This window comes from Azohydromonas lata NBRC 102462, assembly GCF_001571085.1.
Taxonomy (GTDB): domain Bacteria; phylum Pseudomonadota; class Gammaproteobacteria; order Burkholderiales; family Burkholderiaceae_C; genus Azohydromonas; species Azohydromonas lata.
The window spans coordinates 41,378-60,283 of sequence record NZ_BCTC01000034.1 but is presented as its reverse complement, the minus strand read 5'-3'; the positions used below and the strand labels follow the sequence as shown (position 1 = coordinate 60,283).

At 70.0% G+C, this 18,906-nt stretch carries 14 protein-coding genes and 1 pseudogene; 5 read left to right on the top strand and 10 right to left on the bottom strand.

Annotated features, from left to right (window positions below; genetic code table 11):
- Window positions 1-594: pseudogene (locus ALA01S_RS13900) on the top strand (RNA polymerase sigma factor); the annotation flags it as partial.
- Window positions 595-625: 31 nt separating this feature from the next.
- Here the strand turns inward: ALA01S_RS13900 and ALA01S_RS13895 are convergent.
- Window positions 626-1,876, bottom strand: coding sequence for a glycoside hydrolase family 1 protein (locus ALA01S_RS13895; protein WP_066337368.1), 1,251 nt, complete (start codon window positions 1,874-1,876; stop codon window positions 626-628).
- Between the two features lie 61 nt (window positions 1,877-1,937).
- The gene (locus ALA01S_RS13890; RefSeq protein WP_066337367.1) at window positions 1,938-2,699 is read right to left on the bottom strand and encodes a hypothetical protein; all 762 of its coding nucleotides are present in this window, start codon (window positions 2,697-2,699) and stop codon (window positions 1,938-1,940) included.
- Window positions 2,700-2,946: 247 nt separating this feature from the next.
- Between ALA01S_RS13890 and ALA01S_RS13885 the strand changes: the two genes are divergently transcribed.
- Window positions 2,947-4,392, top strand: a complete 1,446-nt coding sequence (locus ALA01S_RS13885) for a hydroxysqualene dehydroxylase (protein WP_066337366.1) — start codon at window positions 2,947-2,949, stop codon at window positions 4,390-4,392.
- Between the two features lie 65 nt (window positions 4,393-4,457).
- Here ALA01S_RS13885 and ALA01S_RS13880 read toward each other — a convergent pair whose 3' ends face one another.
- Window positions 4,458-5,297, bottom strand: coding sequence for a class III extradiol dioxygenase family protein (locus ALA01S_RS13880; protein WP_066337365.1), 840 nt, complete (start codon window positions 5,295-5,297; stop codon window positions 4,458-4,460).
- Between the two features lie 27 nt (window positions 5,298-5,324).
- Window positions 5,325-5,675, bottom strand: coding sequence for a protocatechuate 4,5-dioxygenase subunit alpha (locus ALA01S_RS13875; RefSeq protein ID WP_066337361.1), 351 nt, complete (start codon window positions 5,673-5,675; stop codon window positions 5,325-5,327).
- Window positions 5,676-5,795: 120 nt separating this feature from the next.
- Between ALA01S_RS13875 and ALA01S_RS13870 the strand changes: the two genes are divergently transcribed.
- Window positions 5,796-6,767, top strand: a complete 972-nt coding sequence (locus ALA01S_RS13870; protein ID WP_066337360.1) for a LysR family transcriptional regulator — start codon at window positions 5,796-5,798, stop codon at window positions 6,765-6,767.
- Here ALA01S_RS13870 and ALA01S_RS13865 read toward each other — a convergent pair.
- From ALA01S_RS13865 to ALA01S_RS13855, 3 genes are read right to left on the bottom strand one after another with little or no spacing between them, the layout of a single operon-like run.
- The gene (locus ALA01S_RS13865; RefSeq protein ID WP_066337359.1) at window positions 6,715-7,359 is read right to left on the bottom strand and encodes a M23 family metallopeptidase; all 645 of its coding nucleotides are present in this window, start codon (window positions 7,357-7,359) and stop codon (window positions 6,715-6,717) included. The two genes, ALA01S_RS13870 and ALA01S_RS13865, sit on opposite strands and share 53 nt — an antisense overlap.
- 4 nt (window positions 7,360-7,363) lie before the next feature.
- Complete coding sequence (locus tag ALA01S_RS13860; RefSeq protein ID WP_066337357.1) at window positions 7,364-8,413, bottom strand: L,D-transpeptidase family protein; 1,050 nt, start codon at window positions 8,411-8,413, stop codon at window positions 7,364-7,366.
- 49 nt (window positions 8,414-8,462) lie between these two features.
- Window positions 8,463-9,641 carry an MFS transporter gene (locus ALA01S_RS13855; protein WP_066337356.1) on the bottom strand — a complete coding sequence of 393 codons (1,179 nt, stop codon included), beginning with the start codon at window positions 9,639-9,641 and terminating at the stop codon, window positions 8,463-8,465.
- Window positions 9,642-9,859: 218 nt separating this feature from the next.
- Here ALA01S_RS13855 and ALA01S_RS13850 point away from each other — a divergent pair, with 218 nt between their 5' ends.
- Window positions 9,860-10,420 carry a hypothetical protein gene (locus ALA01S_RS13850; protein ID WP_066337355.1) on the top strand — a complete coding sequence of 187 codons (561 nt, stop codon included), beginning with the start codon at window positions 9,860-9,862 and terminating at the stop codon, window positions 10,418-10,420.
- A 22-nt stretch (window positions 10,421-10,442) separates the two neighbouring features.
- On the opposite strand, the gene ALA01S_RS13845 is transcribed toward ALA01S_RS13850, so the two are convergent.
- The gene (locus ALA01S_RS13845; RefSeq protein WP_066337354.1) at window positions 10,443-13,667 is read right to left on the bottom strand and encodes a PAS domain S-box protein; all 3,225 of its coding nucleotides are present in this window, start codon (window positions 13,665-13,667) and stop codon (window positions 10,443-10,445) included.
- Between the two features lie 19 nt (window positions 13,668-13,686).
- A complete protein-coding gene (locus ALA01S_RS13840; RefSeq protein ID WP_169805920.1) occupies window positions 13,687-15,858 on the bottom strand; it encodes a PAS domain-containing hybrid sensor histidine kinase/response regulator in 2,172 nt (723 codons plus the stop codon).
- Window positions 15,859-16,625: 767 nt separating this feature from the next.
- Here ALA01S_RS13840 and ALA01S_RS13835 point away from each other — a divergent pair.
- Window positions 16,626-17,834 (top strand): hypothetical protein, encoded by a 1,209-nt coding sequence (locus tag ALA01S_RS13835; protein ID WP_157118997.1) that lies wholly within the window; start codon window positions 16,626-16,628, stop codon window positions 17,832-17,834.
- Between the two features lie 92 nt (window positions 17,835-17,926).
- Here ALA01S_RS13835 and ALA01S_RS13830 read toward each other — a convergent pair whose 3' ends face one another.
- Window positions 17,927-18,748 carry a DUF2189 domain-containing protein gene (locus ALA01S_RS13830; RefSeq protein ID WP_066337347.1) on the bottom strand — a complete coding sequence of 274 codons (822 nt, stop codon included), beginning with the start codon at window positions 18,746-18,748 and terminating at the stop codon, window positions 17,927-17,929.
- Window positions 18,749-18,906: the final 158 nt, after the last annotated feature.

The window sequence follows — 18,906 nt, the reverse complement described above, 5'->3', positions numbered from 1 at the left end:
GAGCCGCTCATGCGCCGCCACAACCGGCGTCTGTACCGGCTGGCCCGCGCCACGCTGCGCGACGACGCGGAGGCCGAGGACGCGCTGCAGGAGGCCTATCTGGCGGCCTATCGCCACCTGGGCCAGTTCCGCTGGGAGAGCAGCCTGGCGACCTGGCTCACGCGGCTGCTGCTCAATGCCTGCCGAGACCGCCAGCGCCGCCAGGCGCGCCGCGACAACGTCGTGCCCCTGCTGCCCCTGAGCGAGCACGCCGACGAGGCCGCCGCCGTGCCCGGCACCGGCACCGAGGGCCCCGAGCACGCCGCCGCCCGCGGCGAGATGCGCGCGTTGCTGGAACGCCGGCTCGACGCGCTGCCCGCGGCGCTGCGCACCGTCTTCGTCCTGCGCTGCGTGGAGGAGCTCAGCGTGGAGGAAACGGCGCAGTGCCTGGGCATCCCCGAGGCCACCGTGCGCACGCGGCAGTTCCGTGCGCGCGGCCTGCTGCGCGAGGCACTGGCGCGGGAGATCGACCTGGCCGAGCGCGACCTGTTCGGCTTTGCTGGGGCGCGCTGCGACCGCATCGTGGCGCGCGTGCTGGCACGTCTGGCGGCCCCGGCGGGCGGCCCGCACGCGCAGGCGGCGGCGCTCAGGCCCAGTCCCGGTCCGGCTGCATCTTCAGCCGGTGCGCCGCCTGGATGACGTCGTTCAAGTCCACCGGATCGCTGAACGGGTCCTCGTCCAGCACCGTCACGCGGTTGAGCAGCCGCTGCCAGCGGTGCAGCTCCTCGACGTAGTCGGCATCCGGCACGCGGCGCAGCGCACCGTCGGCCTGGGGCTGCAGGTCGCACAGGCCGTTGTGCAGCCACTGCCCCGTGTGCCAGTCCGGCATGTCCACGGCTGGAAAGAGGCACACGCCGTGCAGATCGATGCCGCGGTCCACGGCGGCCAGCGACTCCTGCATCACGTCGCACAGCCAGTCCTTGCGGCCGCGTCCCAGGCCGCTGGTCTCCGAGATGACCATGGGCCGCCCGTAGCGGCGCCAGATGCCCTGCAGCAACTCGCACAGCGGGACGATGCGCTCGTCGTCCGGCGCCAGCGCCTGGTGCGGGCCGTGCTCGCGGTACTCCATCTGGCCGAAGGAGTAGCAATTGCAGCCGACGATGTCCAGGACGTCCGGCGCGCCGCCCAGCTCGGGGCAGAGCCGGCCGGCGAGCACGTCCCAGGCGTGGCAGGCGTCGTCCTCGCACTCGCGGCGGGCGGCGTCGGCCAGGTCCGGCCGGTCGCGCGGCGCCACGACGTGGATGAGCGGCTCCACGTGCAGCATGCGCGCCTTGGGGTCCACCCCGCGGATCGCCTTCACGCCGGCCACGGCCGCAGCGCAAAGCGTGTTGCGCAGCGCGTAGCGGCCCTCGCGGCTCTTGCCGAAGGGCCCCATCCAGCCCCACTCGCCGCCGGCGAAGCCCCAGAAGGTGATCTCGTTGATGGGCGTGAAGCAGTGCGGGCCGCGCACGCGCGCCGTGACGTGCTCGGCCGCGGCGCGGCAGTAGGCGGCAAAGCGCCGCTTGAAATCCGGCATGAAGGGGTCCAGCCCATCCGGGTAGCCGTAGTGGCAGAGGTCCCACACCGGCAGCACCTGCGCGGCGTTCATGGCTTCGATCAGGGGCGCCAGGCAGGAGAAGTCGTACCGGCCTTCCCCGCGGTCCACCAGCGGCCAAGGGATGCCCTCGCGCGCCACGGCGATGCCCACGTCGTGCAGGAAGGCGTAGTCGGCGTGCGCGAAGCGGTCGTGCTGCGTCTCGGCCACGAGGTTGCGCCGCCCGCGGTCCTTCCACAGGAAGGTCGAGCACTCGAAGCCGGAGAGGAAGAAGGTGGGGAAGATGCCGGCACGCTGCGTCATGGCGGGGCCTTGCGAAAGCGGGGTTGGACGCTGCGGCGGCAAGACGTGCGCCCGGCACGCGTCAATCCGCCCCCAGCCGCCGCGGCGCATACAGCAGCGCCTGCGCCTGCGGCACCACTTGGCTCCACAGTGGCCGCTGGCTGATGTCCAGCGGGCGCAGCGCCTCGGCGAGCGCGCCCTCGCCCAAGGTGAGCACGGCGCCGTCGCCGCCCGGGTGCTCGGCCCAACGCTGCTGGCGCAGCCGCAACTCACTCACCACCGGCACGCCGTCCAGCAGCGTGTGCGACAGCAGCGAAAGCTCGCGCGCCGGCCCGTGGCCTGGGGCCGCGCGGCAGGCCAGCGTGACGGACGGCGCCGCGCCGCCCTCGTGCAGCGCGCAGCGCTGCCAACCGCCGCCCTCGTTGCAGCGCAGGTCGGCCACCCACTTTGGGAACCCCGCCAGCCGCGTGCCCCCGTCACGGGCGCGCGGCGTGGTCACGGGCATGTGCGCAATGAAGGCTTCGAAGCGCCGGTGAAACAGGTTGCCCAGCGCCTGCAGGCGCGGCATGGCGCCGCGGCCCACGGGAATCGCCACGGCCAGCTCGTCGTAGGCGCCCAGGTCGCCCTCGAAATAGCGCACGGCGATCAGCCCCAGCAGCCCCCGCCCCGGGCGCCAGGCCAGCGGCTGCAGCACGCTCGCCATGGCCGCGGGCAGTTGCGCGCGCAGCGCGTGCAGGTCGGCACCGTACACGGCGGCCATGGCCGACAGCGATTTCAGTTGCAGCGGCACCGGCACACCGTCCAGCGCGGCGCAGGGGTGGCGGGGCACGTCGAGAAAAGCCATGGATGGCCTTGCAGCAGAGGGCAAGCCCAAGGCTTGGGAAGCGGCGGTGCGCTGGGAACATGGGTTGCCATCCGGCCCCTCGCGAACTGCGGCTTCCCCCGGGCGGCCCGCGCCGCGCTGCCTTGCAACCTCCCATTCCTGCCGCCCGCATGCGCCGCCACTGCAAAAAACGCATAAGAAAGCGACCCGCCGACCCGGTGCCCTCGTGGCCCGTGCCGTTGCCCCTGCCTGACCTGGAAAGCCCGCCTTGGCCACCGACGCGCACGACGCCGACGTGCTGATCGCCGGCGCCGGCGTGGCCGGCCTGGCCTGCGGCGCGGCACTGGCGGACGCGGGTTTCAAGGTCTGGGTGCTGGAGCGCGACGCCCTGCCCGGCGGGCGGGCGGCAAGCTGGCCCGACCTCGTGACCGGCGACGTGGTGGACATCGGCCCCCACGTGGTGCTGAGCGAGTACCGCAACTTCCGCGCGCTGCTGCGCCGCCTGGGCACGCAAGAGCAGGTGCACTGGCAGCAGCAGCCGCTGATCACGCTGCTGGATGCCGGGCGGCGGCTGCCCGTGCGCAACTCGCGGCTGCCGCCACCGCTGCACGGCTTGAAGGCCCTCCCCGCCGCGCTGCGCTGCATGGGCGTGCGCGACCTGCTCTCCAACCTGAACGTGGCCTGGCACGCCGCGCGGCTGACCGAGGAAGCCACGCTGGCGCTGGACGGCATGGACGCGCTGCGCTGGCTGCGCCTGCTGGGCGTGAGCGAGCGCAGCATCGAGTGGTTCTGGACCTCGGCCACCATGGCGCTGCTCAACGTGCCGCTGCAGCACTGCTCGGCCGCGGCGCTGATGCGCGTGTACCGGGTGATGCAGGGGCGCAGCGGCTACTGCTTCGGCTTCCCCAAGGTGCCGCTGGCCGCGCTGTACGCGCCGGGCTGCCGCGCGCGCATCGAGGCCGCGGGCGGGCGCGTGCTGCTGCGCACGCCGGTGGCGCGGGTGCACGTGCAGGACAGGCGCTTTCGCGCGCTGGAGCTGGAGGACGGCAGCCTGCTGCGCGCGCCGGCCGCCGTGCTGGCGCTGCCGCCGCAGGCGCTGCGCGACGATTTCCTCACCGCGCCCTGGCCCGCGGCCTCGCACGCGGCGCACCTGTTCGAGCCCTCGCCCTACGTGAGCACCTACTTGTGGCTGGACCGGCCGGTGACGCGCGCGCGCTTCTGGGCCCGCGCCTGGGCCACGCGCGACCTGAACACCGACTTCTACGTGCTCTCCAACATCCGGCCGCACACGCACGGCACGCTGATCGCGGCCAACGCCATCCACGTGCGCCTGGCGCGGGACTGGAGCGACGAGCAGCTCATACAGCGCACGCTGCAGGAGGTGGCGGACTTCAGCCCGCTGGCGGGCCAGGCCAAGCTGCTGCACGCGCGGGTGCACCGCATTCCCATGGCCGTGCCCTGCCCCACGCCGGGCACGGAACGCGCGCGGCTGCCGGCCGAAACGCCTTTCAAGGGGCTGTGGCTGGCCGGGGACTGGACGCGCACGGCCTTGCCCTGCTCCATGGAGAGCGCCGCGCGCTCGGCGGCGCTGGCGGCCGAGGCCGTGGCCGGCGAGCTGGGCCGGCCCTTGCAACTGGCGCTGCCGGTGCCGGACACCACGGGGGTGATGGCGCTGCTGCGGCGGCTGCCGCCGGGGCATGTGGTGCCGGCATGAAAAAAGCCGCTGCGTGAGCAGCGGCCAAAGGGTGGTCCACACAGTGGGTCAATCCACCCGGCGACTCAAGCCACCGGCTCCAGCAGCATCAAGCCGGAGGCGGTGTTGGAGATGGGGATGTGGTAGTTGCGGTGCAGCGCCACGGCCTTGTCGCCCAGGGCGGCGCGGGTGGACAGCCACATCAGCAGCTCCACGCCCTGCGTGCCCGCCAGCTCGACCAGCTCGCGCGTCGTGAACTGCGTGGCCCACTGCGGGTCGCTGACCATGCTGTCCATGAAGCGCAGGTCGAATTCCTTGTTGATGAAGCCGGCGCGCTCGCCGTCCAACTGGTGCGACAGCCCGCCCGTGCCCAGGATGAGCACGCGGTCGTCCGTGGACCACTGCGCCACGGCGCGGCCGATGGCCTCGCCCAGCTTCCAGCAGCGCCGCGCGCTGGGCAGCGGGTCCTGCACGGTGTTGATGCACACGGGGATGACGCGCACGGGCCAGTTCTGGTCCGGCCACAGCAGCGCCATGGGCAGCGTGAAGGCGTGGTCCACCTTCATTTCCTGGCAGGTGGTCAGGTCGAACTCCTCGCCCACCAGCGATTCGATGAGCTGCCACGACAGCGCCGGGTCGCCCTTGAAGGGCGGCACGGTGGGGATGCCCCAGCCTTCGTCGGCGTTGCGGTACTCGGAGGCGGCGCCGACGGAGAAGGTCGGCATCTTGTCCAGGAAGAAGTTCAGCCCGTGGTCGTTGTAGAGCAGCACCACGACGTCGGGCCTGGCCTCCTTGAGCCACCGGTGGATGGGCAGGAAGCCGTCGAAGAAGGGCTTCCAGTACGGGTCCTGCTGCAGGCCCTTGGCGATGGCGCGGCCTATGGCCGGGACGTGCGAGGTGGTGATGCCGCCGATGATCTTTGCCATGTGAATCTCTCCAGGGGGTGCGTCGTGTCAGCGGCCGGCGTCCAGCAGCTTCTGCTGGAACTGCGCGCGCGTCATGCCGGTCTGCTGCGCGCCGATGTCCTGCATGTCCAGGCCCAGGATGCCGGCGAACTTCGCCAGGTAGTAGGCGTTGCCGCCGGCGGCGATGAGCGCCAGCACCTGGCGGCTGCGAATGGCTTCGCGCTGCTGCTCATTGAGGCCGTACTTGGCGCAGTAGGCGTCCTCGTCGGCGACGAAGGCGACGCGGTTGGCTTCGTCGTTGAACGAGAAGCACATCTTGTTGAGCGCGTAGCCTTTCATGGCCTGCTCGCCGTCGAAGATGACGGTGCCGGGAATGGGTTTCTTGTCGGGGGCTGGCATGGCCTTGTCTCCTGAAAGCCGGTGGACTTGCTCTGGATCAAGCGAGGCGCTGGTCCGTCGCTGGGCGCGAGTATTGGGCGGGTGATCATTCAGAAAAACCGCTGTTGACTCATTCGACCCATGAGCCGTTTCGATCATTTGGACCTGGATGGCCACCTGCTGGCGCTGCTGCTGGCGGTGTTCGAGGAGGGGTCCGTCACCCGCGCCGCGCAGCGGCTGAACGTGACGCAGTCGGCCGTGAGCCACCTGCTGGACAAGCTGCGCGCCATCGTGGGCGACCCGCTGTTCGTCCGCAGCGGGCGCGGCATCGTCCCGACCGCCCGCGCCGAAGGCCTGGCCGCGCGCGCCCGCGTGCTGCTGGAGGATTTACGGGGCTTCACCACCGCCGGCGGCTTCGACCCCGCGCGGCTGGATGCGACGGTGACCATCGCCGCCAACGACCTGCAGCGCGACTTGCTGCTGCCGCCGCTGCTGCGCCGCCTGCGCGCGCAGGCGCCGAACCTGAAGCTGCGCGTCATCAACTCCGGCGTGCCGACGGCCGAGATGCTGCGCGAGGGGCAGTGCCAGCTGGTGATCTCGCCCCGCCCGCCGGATGCGGCCGACGTGGTGCAGAAGCGGTTGTTCGAGGACCGCTACGCGGTGTTCTACGACCCCGAGGAACGTGAGGCGCCGCGCGACGCCGACGACTACCTGGCGGCCGAGCACGTGACGGTGGTGTACGAGCCGCGGCGCGCGCTGGACTTCGACCGCTGGTTTGCCGAGTTGGCCTGCGCGCCGCGGCGCATCGTGGCCAGCGTGCCCAGCTTCGCGGCGGTGTCGGCCTTCATCCACGGCGGGCCGCTGCTGGCGACGCTGCCGTCCCTCCTGCACGCGCACCAGTTGCGCGGCCTGGCGCGGGCGCCGCTGCCCATGGACTGCCCGCCCATGCCCATGTACCTGATCTGGCACGTCAAGCACCAGGCGGAGCCGGTGCACGCGTGGCTGCGGCAGGAGATCGAGGCGCTGGTGCCGTGGGTGCTGGGCGGCGCGGGCGGGCCGGCTAGGGTTTCCGGGGCACCGGCTGCGCTGGCGACAGCAGCGGGTACGGGTTGACCGCCTCGCCCTTCCACCACTGACGCTCGGCACCCAATCTGAAAATGGCGAAGTGCAGGTGCGGCGCGTCCGCGCTGGCGTTGCCGGTGGTGCCGACGTAGCCGACCACGTCGCCGCGCTGGAGCTGCGCGCCTTCGTGCAGGCCCTGGGCGTAGCGGTCCAGGTGGGCGTAGTAGTAGGCGTAGCGGCTGCCGGGGTCGAACTGGTAGAGGGTCAGCCCACCGGGCACGCTGGTGAAGAGTTTCACCAGGCGCCCGTCGTCCACGGCGAACACGGGCGTGCCGCGCGGGGCGGGAATGTCCAGCGCCTCGTGCGGGCGGGTGCCGGCGTCGCGGCCCTGGTTGAACGTGTCGCGAAGGGCGGCGGGGGCGACGCCCTCCACAGGCAGCAGCAGGCGGCGCTCGGCGAGGTAGGCGAAGTCCTCGCCGGCCTGGGCTGGAGCCTCCTGCCCGGTGGCGGCCTGCGCCAGCCGCGGGGCCGGCGGGTGGCCTGCGGGCAGCAGGCTCACGATCAGGCCCAGCCCGCCGCCCAACACCAGTCCCGACACGGCGGAGCGCAGCGCGCGCCTGAGCCGGGACTCGCCGCGCGGCATGGCGCTACTCCTGCACGTCCACCACGGTGCCGGCCTTGACCACGGAGGCCAGGCGCCGCACGTCCCAGTTGGTCAGGTGCACGCAGCCGTTGGTGGTCTCGCGGCCCAGCTTGGACGGCTCCGGCGTGCCGTGTATGCCCCAGTGCGGCTTGGACAAGCCCAGCCACACCACGCCCACCGGGTTGTTTGGGCCGGCCGGCACCTCGGCCTTGGTGTCGGTGGCCTTGGACTGGCGGATGCGCGCCGGGTCGTACCAGAACGTGGGGTTGTCCACCTCGTTGGCGATCTTCAGCCGCCCGGGCTCCAGCGGGTCGCTGCGGCCGCCCAAGCTGATCGGGAAGGCGGCCACGACCGTGCCGTCCTCGCGTTGGGCGTAGAGCACGCTGTCGGACTTGTCTATGCGCAGCGAGGCGACGGCCGGCGGCGGCGCGGCACCGGCGCCCACGTCCGTCACCACGAGCTGCTCGCCGGCCACGAAGCGGGCCTTGGGGTTGAGCTCGCGCAGCAGCGAGGGGCTCAGGTGGTACTTCTCGGCCAGCGCCTCGCGGGCGGACTGGTAGCCCAGGGCGGGCAACTTGGCCCGCTCCATCATGTCCGCGGGGATGCGGGTGAAGGGGCCGGCGACGTCCTTGTCCGTGAGCGTGATGCTGCCCAGCACGGGCGGCGCGTCGGCGCGCAGGGCGTTCCAGGTGGCGGCGTTGAGTCGGCCATCGGCGGGCTTCAAGCCGCGCGAGCGCTGAAAGGCCGCCACGGCGCGGCGCATGTTGGTGCCGTAGAGGCCGTCGATCTCGCCCACGGGAAACCAGGCGCGGTCCAGCATGACCTGGGCGCGCACCACGGCCACGCCGCGGGCGCCGGGGGCCAGCGACTGCGGGTCGGTGGCGGGGTCGTTGAAGTAGGCCAGCAGCCGCTGCGGCGTGGCGCCGGCGGGCGGGACAACCTTGTTGCCTTGGGCGGCGGCCGCCGGGAGTTGCGGGGCGGCCAGGGCGGCCAGCAGGGCGGCGCAAAGGAAATGGCGTTTGAACATGAAAGCCGGGGCGGAAGCGGGATGCATGCCGCTTCGGCAATTCGCGGGCCGCCTGACCCTCAGCAGGGGATACGCGTCAGATGCGCCGCCCCCGCCCCGCCATCCAACCCGCCCACGCCTGCACGCCCACCAGCACCCACAGCACCACCAGCGGCGCCAGCCAGCCGCCGCTGACGTCGTGCAGCAGGCCGAATCCCACCGGGCCCAGCGCCGCCAGGCTGTAGCCCACGGACTGCGCCATGCCGGAGAGCGAGGCCGTCTGCGACGCGTCGTGCGCGCGCAGGCTGAAGAAGGCCAGCGACAGCGCGAGGCTGGAGCCCGACCCCAGGCCGGCCAGGAGGATCCACGCCATGGAGGGAGAGGTGCCGGCCAGACCCACGAAACCCACCAGCGACAGCAGCGAGGCGGCGAGCGCGTGCCAGCGCTGCTCCTTGGCCCGCGCGGCCAGCAGCGGCGCCAGCAGGCTGCCCGTCAGGCACGCCACCTGGTACAGGAAGGCATAGCTGCCCGCGGCGGCGGCCGAGAGGCCCGCGTCGCGCAGCAGCGTGGGCAGCCAGGCCACGAGCACGTAGAAGGCCAGCGACTGCAGGCCCATGAAAAGCGACACCTGCCACGCCAGCGCCGAGCGCCACAGCGCCCCGGGCCGCGGCGGCGCCTTCACGGCCGCGGGCGGCGCGGGCGTGGGCGACAGGCGCGCCCCAAGCAGCGCCCACCACGCCGCTGCCAGCAGCGCCGGCAGCGCCCACACGGCCAGCGCGGCGCGCCAGCCCAGCAGTGCCTCCAGGGGCACGGCCAGGCCCGCGCCCACCGCCGCCACGCCGGCCAAGGTGGTGACGAAGACCGAGGTCATCACGCCGATGCGCTCGGCGAAGTCGCGCCGAATGAGCGCGGGCACCAGCACGTTGCCCACGGCGATGGCCGCGCCCAACAGCGCCGCGCCGCCGAACAGCGCCGCCGTGCCGGGCAGCGAGCGCAGCGCGATGCCCAGCGCCAGCAGCACCATGGCGCCCAGGAGCACGCGCTCCAGGCCGAAGCGCCGCGCCAGCGGCGCGGCCAGCGGCGAAATGGCGCCAAAGGCGATGACGGGCATGGTGATCAACAGGCCCAGCAGCGACGGCGCCAGGCCCGTGTCGGCCTGCATGTCCTTGAGCACGGGGCCCACGCCCATGAGCGAGGGGCGCAGGTTGGCGGCAATCAGCACCACGCCCACCACGGGCGCGGCCAGGCGGGAGGACAGGGGGACGGCAAGCGACATTGGGAAATTGCGAAAGCGGGCTCAAGCGCGTGGGGACCCCAACGCACCGCCGCGGGCGGAAAAAGGGCGGGATTCTGCCCCTTGGCGACTCCCCATGCCGCACGGCGGCCCAAGCACACGCGCCGCGGGATGCCAAGCCGTGGCACAACGGGCCGCCGCGCACGCCCGCGCCGGCTCGACATGGTCGAACCCCGCCCCGCGCAGGCGCTCCAAGCCCCATGCGCCCTCTTCTGCTGCTGCCCTGCCTGCTCCTGGCCGCCCAGGGCGCCTGTGCGCAGGCGGGCGACGCGCCGTCCGGCGCCGCCTGCGGCCGCGCGCTGCAGGCGCTTCAAGGCGGCGAGGAGGCCGCGGCCCAAGCCCAGCGGGCCGGCGCGTCGGCCCACCGCGCGGCACTGGCACGGCTGCAGCCGCTGCGCGAGCGCGCCGCGCGGGCTTGCCTGCAGGAGCGTGCGGATGCGGTACCGCCCACGCCGGCCATGCCCGCAGCACCCGGCACGCCGGGCGCGGCCCCCGCGCCGCCCCGCCCGGCGCAGCCGCCGCGGGCCGCTCCGCCGGTGAGCGTGCCGCCGCTGGCCTATCCGGTGCCCGGCCTGCCGCCGGTGGCCCCCGCGCTGCCCGCGCCGCCGCCGCGCGTGGCGCCGCCGGCCTCCATCACCGGCTGCGACGCGCTGGGCTGTTGGGCCAGCGACGGCACGCGGCTGCAGCGCGCGGCGCCGGGCGTGCTGCTGGGCCCGCGCGGCTTTTGCAGCGCGCCGGGCGGGCTGCTGCAGTGCCCCTGACGGGTGCGGCGTCGGACTCGGTTCAGGCGTCGGCCACGCCGGCGGCGGACGACGCGTCCAGCCAGCGCAGCAGCACGCCGTAGAGCGACTGCGCCTCCACCGGCTTGGCGATGAAGGCGTTCATGCCGGCGGCCAGGCAGGCCTCGCGGTCCTCGCTGAAGGCGTTGGCGGACAGCGCCAGGATGGGCACGCCGGTCCAGCCCGGCAGCTTGCGCAGCTCGCGCGTGGCCGCCAGGCCGTCCATGCCCGGCATCTGCATGTCCATCAGCACCAGCGCGTAAGTGCCGCGGCGCGCCTTGTCCACGGCCTCCAGGCCGGAGGCCGCGGCGTCCACGGCCAGCCCCGCGCGCTCCAGCAGGCCCACGGCCACCTCGCGGCTGACGAAGTGGTCCTCCGCCAGCAGCACGCGCGCGCCGGCATGGCGCGAGCGCAGCGCGCCCGCGGCGTCCAGCCACGCCAGGGGGGCCTGCGGGCGCTGCGGAGCGCTGCCGCGGCCCACGCGGGCCGTGAACCAGAAGGTGCTGCCCTGGCCGGGCAGGCTGTCCGCGCCCGCGTCGCCACCCATGAGGCGCGCCAGCCGCTGCGTGATGGCCAGGCCCAGCCCGGTGCCGCCATGGGTGCGCGTGGTGGAGGCATCGGCCTGCGTGAAGGCCTGGAACAGCCGCTGCAATTGACCGCGCTCCAGGCCCACGCCGCTGTCCTGCACCTCCAGGCGCAGCAGCAGCCCGGCCTGCGTCTCCTGCTCCACGCGGGCGCGCAGCCGCACGAAGCCCTGCGACGTGAACTTCACGGCGTTGACGGCGTAGTTCAGCAGCGCCTGGCGCAGCCGCGTCGGGTCGCCGCGCAGCCAGGCGGGCACGCCGTCGCTGTCCACTTCCAGCACCAGGCCCTTGTCGGCCGCCGTGGCGGCCACCATGGCGCGCACGTCCTCCAGCACCGGGGACCATTCGAAATCGATGTTTTCCAGTTTCAACTGGCCCGCTTCGATTTTTGACAGATCCAATATGTCATTGAGCGTGGCCAGCAAATGCCGCCCGGCCAGGCCTATTTTTTCCAGGCGCTGCAAATACCGCGGCTCCAGGATTTCCTGGCGCAGCAGCTCCGTCATGCCCAGCATGGCATTGAGCGGCGTGCGAATTTCATGGCTCATGTTGGCCAGGAAGGCGGATTTGGCCTGGCTGGCGACTTCGGCGCGGCGGCGGGCCTCGTCGGCTTCCAGCGTGCGCGCTTCCACCAGGTTTTCAAGGTGGCGCTGGTATTGCGTCAGCTGCCGGGCCATGATGTTTTTCTCGGTCACGTCGCGCACGGTGGCCTGGATGATGAATTGCGGGCCAAAATCCATGCAGGTCATGGAAATGGCCGCCGTAAAACGGCTGCCGTCCAGGCGCCTGTGCTCCCATTCGAATTGGGCACAATTGTCGCGGCAAGCCTGCCGAAAAACTTCCCCGGCCACTGCCAGCGAGGAGCGGCCGTCGGGCTGCACCATGGGCGACACGTCAAAAATGGTGCAGTCCATCAAATTGGGCACGCCAAACAATTCCAGCGCCGCACGGTTGGCGGCGACGAAGGAGCCTTGCATGGGGTCGAGCACGACCTGCGCATCCGTGGAGCGCTCGAACAATTGCCGGTATTTTTCCTCGCTGCTTCGCAAGGCCGACTCCAGGCCTTTGCGCTCGGTGATGTCACGCCAGATGCCGAAGGTGGCCATCAATTGGCCCTTGCCATCGAAAAGCGGGCCGGCCGTGCAGAGAAAATCGCGCAGGCCCAGCGCCGTGGGCAGGGTTTCTTCGGCCGAAACCAGTTCTGCGCGGGCCACGGCGGCGGTGGCCATGTTTTTCAATATGCGCGCCTGCGGCGCGGGCAACAGCTCGGTTTCATCCTTGCCCAAGATGTCCTGGGCCTCACGGCCCAAAATCCGGCAGGCCGTGCGGTTGGCCAGGAGGTAGTGGCCGTCCAGGTCCTGCAGGGTGATGGCTTCGTCGGAGGCGTTGGACAGCGCTTCCAGCAGTTGCAGCTCCTCCAGCCGCTCCTTGAGCGAGCGTGACAGCCCTTCGGCTCGCAGCAGCGCCTGGCGCTGGCGCAACACCACCGACACCACCAGGCAGGCCACGGCCAGCAGCAGGCCCAGCAGCGCCGCGCCGTGGATGCGCGCCGAAGCGTTGTCCCAAATCTCGGATTGGCGCACCACGGCGACCAGCACCCAGTCCGTACCGGGAATTTCACGCGCCACGCCCAGCACGGGCTCGCCCCGGCCATCCAGGCCCGCGGCGAATGCGTCCACGGCAATTTGTCCACTCAAGGCCTTGGCCGCCAGGGAATGCGGGCCGGACAAGGGCTGATCAATGGGCTGCGCACCGGCAAACCGCGGCTTGGCCAGGTATTGGACGGAGGCGCCATCGCGCCTGAGCAGCAGGGCTTCCCCGCTTTCGCTGTGCACGGGCCAGCTTTGCAGCAGGTTTTCCAGCCAACCCGAGACCGGGGTATGGACCACGACGAAGGGGAAATTCTTGCCGGCGCTCAACAACGGCAGCACGAAATCCAGAAATTGCTCGCCGGACGCCGTTGTGTAAGGCGCGGCCTGCTGAATATCCAGGCTGCGGCGGGCGGCCTCCAGCGCGGCCCTCAAACCCTCCGACAACTCATTGGGCGCGGCCTTGCTGACGGCCAGGTATTTCCCATGGTGATCCAGCACGCTCACCAGGGCCTCATTTCGCGGGCCGAACAAATCCTGCAGGCGCTGGATCATCAGTTTTCGGTTTTCTTCGCTGCCCGCCTGCGAGCTCTTGTACAGCGCGGCAAAATACTCGCTGTTTTGAACGAAACGGGCATTGCGGCTGCGCTCCACCAGCCAGTCGGTGAGCAGCCGCGACTTGAAATCCGCAATGGATTGAAGGCGCGACACTTCGGCGTCGCGCTCCATTTTCCATATTTGAAGGCAACTCAGGCCCGTGAATGCCAGCAGCGCCACGGCACCCACTGTCCAGGCCCGCCATCCGCCGTGGGGCAGCGGGTTTTCAGCCGACATTTTCAGCCGCCTGTAGCGCAGCAAGGCGTGAAACAGCAGGGCGCTGAAGGCAATGAATATCCAGAACTTGGGCGCGCCCGTGGCCCAGGGCACGGGCCCGGCCAGCCATTGCAGCAGGGCGTCGATCAGCCAGTGGCCCGCCACGGCGGCGGCGGCATACAGCAGGACGAAGAAAAGGTCGGCGCGCGGCGGCGGAGCCTCGGCTTGGGCGCGGTGGGACATGGCGGCAGCGGTCGCGCGGTCACGTGTTGAGGGAGGCCGGCGGCTGGGCGCCGCCGGTGGCGTCCAGCCAGTGCAGCAACACGCGGTACAGGACGTCCATCTCCACCGGCTTGGAAATGAACCCGTTCATCCCGGCGTCCAGGCAAGCCAGGCGGTCCTCCTGGAAGGCATTGGCCGTCAGCGCCAGGACGGGCACGCTGGCCCAGCCCGGCAGCGCCCGCAAGGCGCGCGTGGCGTCCAGCCCGTCCATCACGGGCATCTGCATGTCCATGAGCACCAGTGCGTAGGCGGCGGCGCGGGCCTTGTCCACGGCCTCGCGGCCGTTGAAGGCGGTGTCCGCCACCAGCCCGACACCCTCCAGCATGGCCAGCGCCACCTGGCAGTTGACGGGATTGTCCTCAGCCACCAGCACGCGCTTGCCGGCATGGCGCTCGCGCAGCGCGCGGGCGGGGTCGGCTTCCTGCAGGGCGTCGGCGCCGTCGTCCAGGGGCGGCGCCACCCGCCCGGGCAGGAAACGCGCCGTCAGCCAGAAGGTGCTGCCCACGCCCGGGGTGCTGACCACGCCCACCTCGCCGCCCATGAGCCGCACCAGGCGCTGCGTGATGGCCAGGCCCAGCCCGGTGCCGCCGAAGGGGCGCGTGGTGGAGCTGTCGGCCTGCTCGAAGGCTTCGAACAGGCGGCTGAGCTGCGGCGCCTCTATGCCTATGCCGCTGTCCTGCACCTCGAAGCGCAGCATCAGCGCGCCCTGCGCCTGGCCCACCAGGCGCGCGCGCAGCACCACGAAACCCTGCTGCGTGAACTTCACCGCGTTGCCCAGGTAGTTCAGCAGGGCCTGGCGCAGGTGGGCCGGGTCGCCGTGCAGCCAGGCGGGCACGCCGGCCGCGTCCAGGCTCAGCGCCAGGCCCTTGGCGCGGGCGGGCTCGTCCATGAGCGAGCACAGCTCCTGCAGCAGCGTGGGCAGGTGGAAGTCCACCCGCTCGCTGCTGACCTTGCCGGACTCGATCTTGGAGAGGTCCAGGATGTCGTTGACGATGCCCAACAGGTGGCGCCCGGCCTGCGTGATGTGCTGCAGGTGAGCCGTCTGCGCGGCCGTGGCGCCGCTGCCGCGCAGCAAGTCGGCCACGCCGATGATGGCGTTGAGCGGCGTGCGTATCTCGTGGCTCATGTTGGCCAGGAAGGCCGTCTTGGCCTCGCTGGCCGCCTGCGCGCGGGCACAGGCCTCGTCGGCCTCGCGGGTGCGCTCGCGCACCAGGCGTTCGAGCTCCTGGCGGTAGCGGCTGAGCTCCAGGCTCATGCGGCGCTCGTCGGTGACGTCCTCCAGCACCAAGACGAAATGCGTGGGCCCGCTGCCGCCCAAGCTGATGGGCGAAATGACGGCGTACTCCACGTACTCGTCGCCGTTCTTGCGAAAGAGCGTGTATTCGCCCTGCCAGGGCAACCCGCTGCGCAGCTTTTCCCAGGCCTGCGCGTGAACGGCGGGATCGGTGGCGCCGGGCGAGAGCACGGCGGCAATTTCGCCCTGCACCTCCTGCGCCGAAAAACCGCTGATGCGGGAAAAGGCGGCGTTGGCATATTCGATGCGCCCGTCCAGGCCGGTGATGACCATGCCGGCGGGCCCCTGCTCCAGCGCCATGGAGAGCTTGTGCAGCCGCGCCTCGTCCAATTTGCTCTCGGTGATGTCGCGCAGGATGGCAAAGCTGCCCAGCAGCGCACCGTCGTCCTCGAACAGCGGGCCGCGCGTGGCATGGAACACCCGCGTGCCCTGGGCGGTCTGCAGCACTTCCTCGCCGCTCATGACGCGGCGTTGGACCAGCACGCGGCGCGTGGCCTGCAGCACGGCCTGCGCCTGCTCAGGCGGAAACAGGGCGGTGTCGTCGCGGCCCAGCACCTGGTCCACCGGCTTGCCCAGCAGCTCGCAGGCGCTGCGGTTGGCCAGCAGCCAGCGGCCCTGCAAGTCCTTGACGGCCACGGCCTCGTCCGAGGCCTCGGTGAGCGCCGCCACCAGGCGCAGCGACTTCACCCGCTCCTGCAGCGACTGCGACTCCACGCGCGCGCGCTCCAGCATGCGGCCCAGGCGCAGCAGCACCAGGACCACGCCGGCGGCCATCAGCACCAGCAGGCCGATGAGCACGAACCACACGGTGTCGGAGACGGCATGGGCCAGCGTCTGCGCCGCCGCGGCCTGTGGCATCAGGGTGCCCGCAAGGCCTGCCGCACCTGCCATGCCCATCCCCCTGCCCTCCAGCCCGCGGCCCGAAATCATCCTGCCTTGTCCTGCTCTCATAGTGGTGCGGATATTTATTTTCCTGCACCATTGAGGCAATATATTTTCGAATTCAAATCCATTTAGTCATTTACCGGTAAATACCATACTTCCGGCAAACATTTTCACGGATTCATACTCAAATGCGCCAAGTGCAGCATCCGAATTAGAATGAAAATAACCTTGTCGACTGTGATCCAATTGTCAACAATGGGCGGGCATTCCCGAACACGCGGGGTAGGACATTTCCCGCCCTGGCGCCGTAGAAATAAAAACTTTTGCCGCACGGCGCAAGTCCGGTGACCGTGAAGCAGCGGGCAGTTGGCTGCGGCCGAATGCAGGGCGACCAACTTGCATCCACTCGTTACTTGATGTGTATGGGACGCAAGGAGTTGCTTTTCAACGATTTTGCGCCGGGACCAAGCACTGTGGAGTCACAAGGTTTCCAGCCCGCGAGAGCTGGATACCGTTCCCGTCCGCCCCTGCGAAGCCTGCTCGAAGCGGCCAGGGACCGTGCAGCAAACCGCCTTGGCCTGACAACGAGCCTGCCCGCCTGGCCTGAGCGCAAGGCTGGTCTCAACATTTCTTACGTCTTGACCCATTCAACACCGTTTCGGTGCGGCAGATATTGATTTGCCTAAAGCGCCGAATATTGCGGCGCCAACGTGGTTTTCAGTATTCGCAAAGAGGCTGCCGTGAAAACCTTGATATCACATTGGACTTTGGTGCTGGGGCTGTTGGCGGCACTGGGCTTGAATGCCTGCGGCGGTGGTGACACCGCAGCGGACACAAGCGCCAGCCTGCCCTTGGAAACATCGACCAGCAAAACAACCAATGAAAAGCCGGCACAAATGCCGACATACTCCACAGGCACTTCAGAGCAGCCGTTTCACACCGGCACACTCCAGCCCGAGGCCGCCGCGGGTACCATGAAATGGAACCCCGGGCATTATGTGACTTTCAGCTCGGACACGACCGACGATGAAATTGATGCCCGGCTGGATGAAATCCGCAAGCTTCCTTTCAAGGGCATCGTGGTGCGGGCCTTCTGGAAACAGCTTGAGCCGCGCAAGGATGCCTACAATTTCAAGCGCATAGACCGCCACCTCAACCTGGCCGCCGCCAACGGCAAGCGCTTTTTCTTGCTGCTGACCACCCGCAACTTTCGCACCGGCGTGGTGGCGCCGGACTACCTGCGCGCGCCGCTTTTCGACGGCGGGGTGTACCAGTACAAGAGCTCCAAGGACACGCTGGGAGAAAATATTGCGCTCTGGGATGACAACGTCCGCAATCGGCTTGCCTTATTGATCAAGGCCCTGGCGCGCCGCTACGACGGCAACCCGTATTTTGAGGGCATCATTCTCAATGAAACCGCATTCGGCCAGCCGGTTTCAGAGGTCAGCGACGAAAATCGGGCCGCCTATTACTCCAACTTGCTGCAAATTGACAGCCTGGCACGCGCCGCATTCACGCGTACCGTGGTGATTCAATTCATCAATTTTCCGCCCCAGCGCACCGGTGCCTTGGTGGACAACATGCTGAACAAGGGAGTCGGGTTTGGATCGCCTGACGTGTTCCTCGCGGATGAGGATCACGAAAAATACGTCTATCCTTACAACGATCTGGTGCAGCGCCGCATTCCCATCGGCATGCAGGTGGAGTCGGACTCTTATATCCACCGCTGCGCTTTCGACCCGCCACCGGTCAAGGCTCTATATACGTTCGCCCGCGACCGGCTGCACAGCAACTACATATTCTGGCAATACGTGCAGGAACCCTGGTACGACGCCTGGACCAAGGTGAAGGCGTTGTTCAGATCCGCGGGTTTTCCAAGCGACCCCGCCGGCGGCCTGGCCACCGCATGCCCCCGCCGCTATGCAGCGTGCGTGTCCAACGGGCATTGAGGCCTGGCGCATTTGCGGCGCAAGCGGCATGGACGTATGGGCAATCGCGGCGGCCCGCGCTTGGCGCCGGCTGCCGCGGGTGCATCAAAGCGTCAGTTGCCCCGCTCCACCATGTCGCGGTAGGCGTGCCAGCTCGCATGCGCCAGCAGCGGGAAGACGAAAATCAGCCCAAGCATGGCCGTGAGGAAGCCCAGCAGCGTCAAACCGGCAATGATCGCGGCCCACGCCAGCATGGGCAGGGCGTTGCGCCGGCAGCAGCGCAGGCTGGTCATGGCGGCCGTGACGACGTCCACCGGGCGGTCCACCAGCAGCGGCGCGCTGACCACGGTGAGCGCGAACACCGCCGCCGCCACCAGTGCGCCGGACGCCAGGAACATCAGCCCAAGCGCCAGGTACTGGCCGGCCATCAGCTCGGACAGCAGTTGCGACAGCTTGATGGCCTGGCCTTGGTAATAGAACGCGAACAGGATGGCCGCCGAGCGCTCCCACAGGATGTAGGCCAGCGCCAGCATCAAGCCCAGCATGGCGATGGAGCCGGCATGGGCCTGCAGGCCCCGCACGCTGGCACGCAGGTCAGGCGGCTGCCCCGCTTCCAGTTGCTGGGCCAGCCCATACAGCGCGATAGCCAGAAAGGGGCCGACGAGCAGGAAGCCGCCCAACAGCGCCGGCGCGAAGTAAGTGGCTTTCCACGCCACCGTGGTCAGCAGCATGCCCACGGCCGCCACGAGAACGCCCAAGCCCAGGCTCGGAGCGGGCGAGCGCATCACGTCGCGCCAGCCCATGCGCAGCCATCGCCAGGGACTGTCCAGGCCTATGGCGCGAACCTCGGGGTCCGCGGCATCGGACACCGCAGCGTCCGTGCGGGGAGTGGGCGCTGCCTGCGCCAGGCTGTGTCTATCGAGCGTGTGGTCCATGGCGAACTCCTACGCGGTGGGAAAGGACAAGCCGGCACGCCGGCCTGGCGTATACGCAAGAGATGCGCGAGAGGCCGGCGGCGTGTTGCCGTGGATGCTAACGACAGCGGACCCGGGAAAACCACTGGCGGCGAAAACATGCGTTGCCGTCGTGGAAA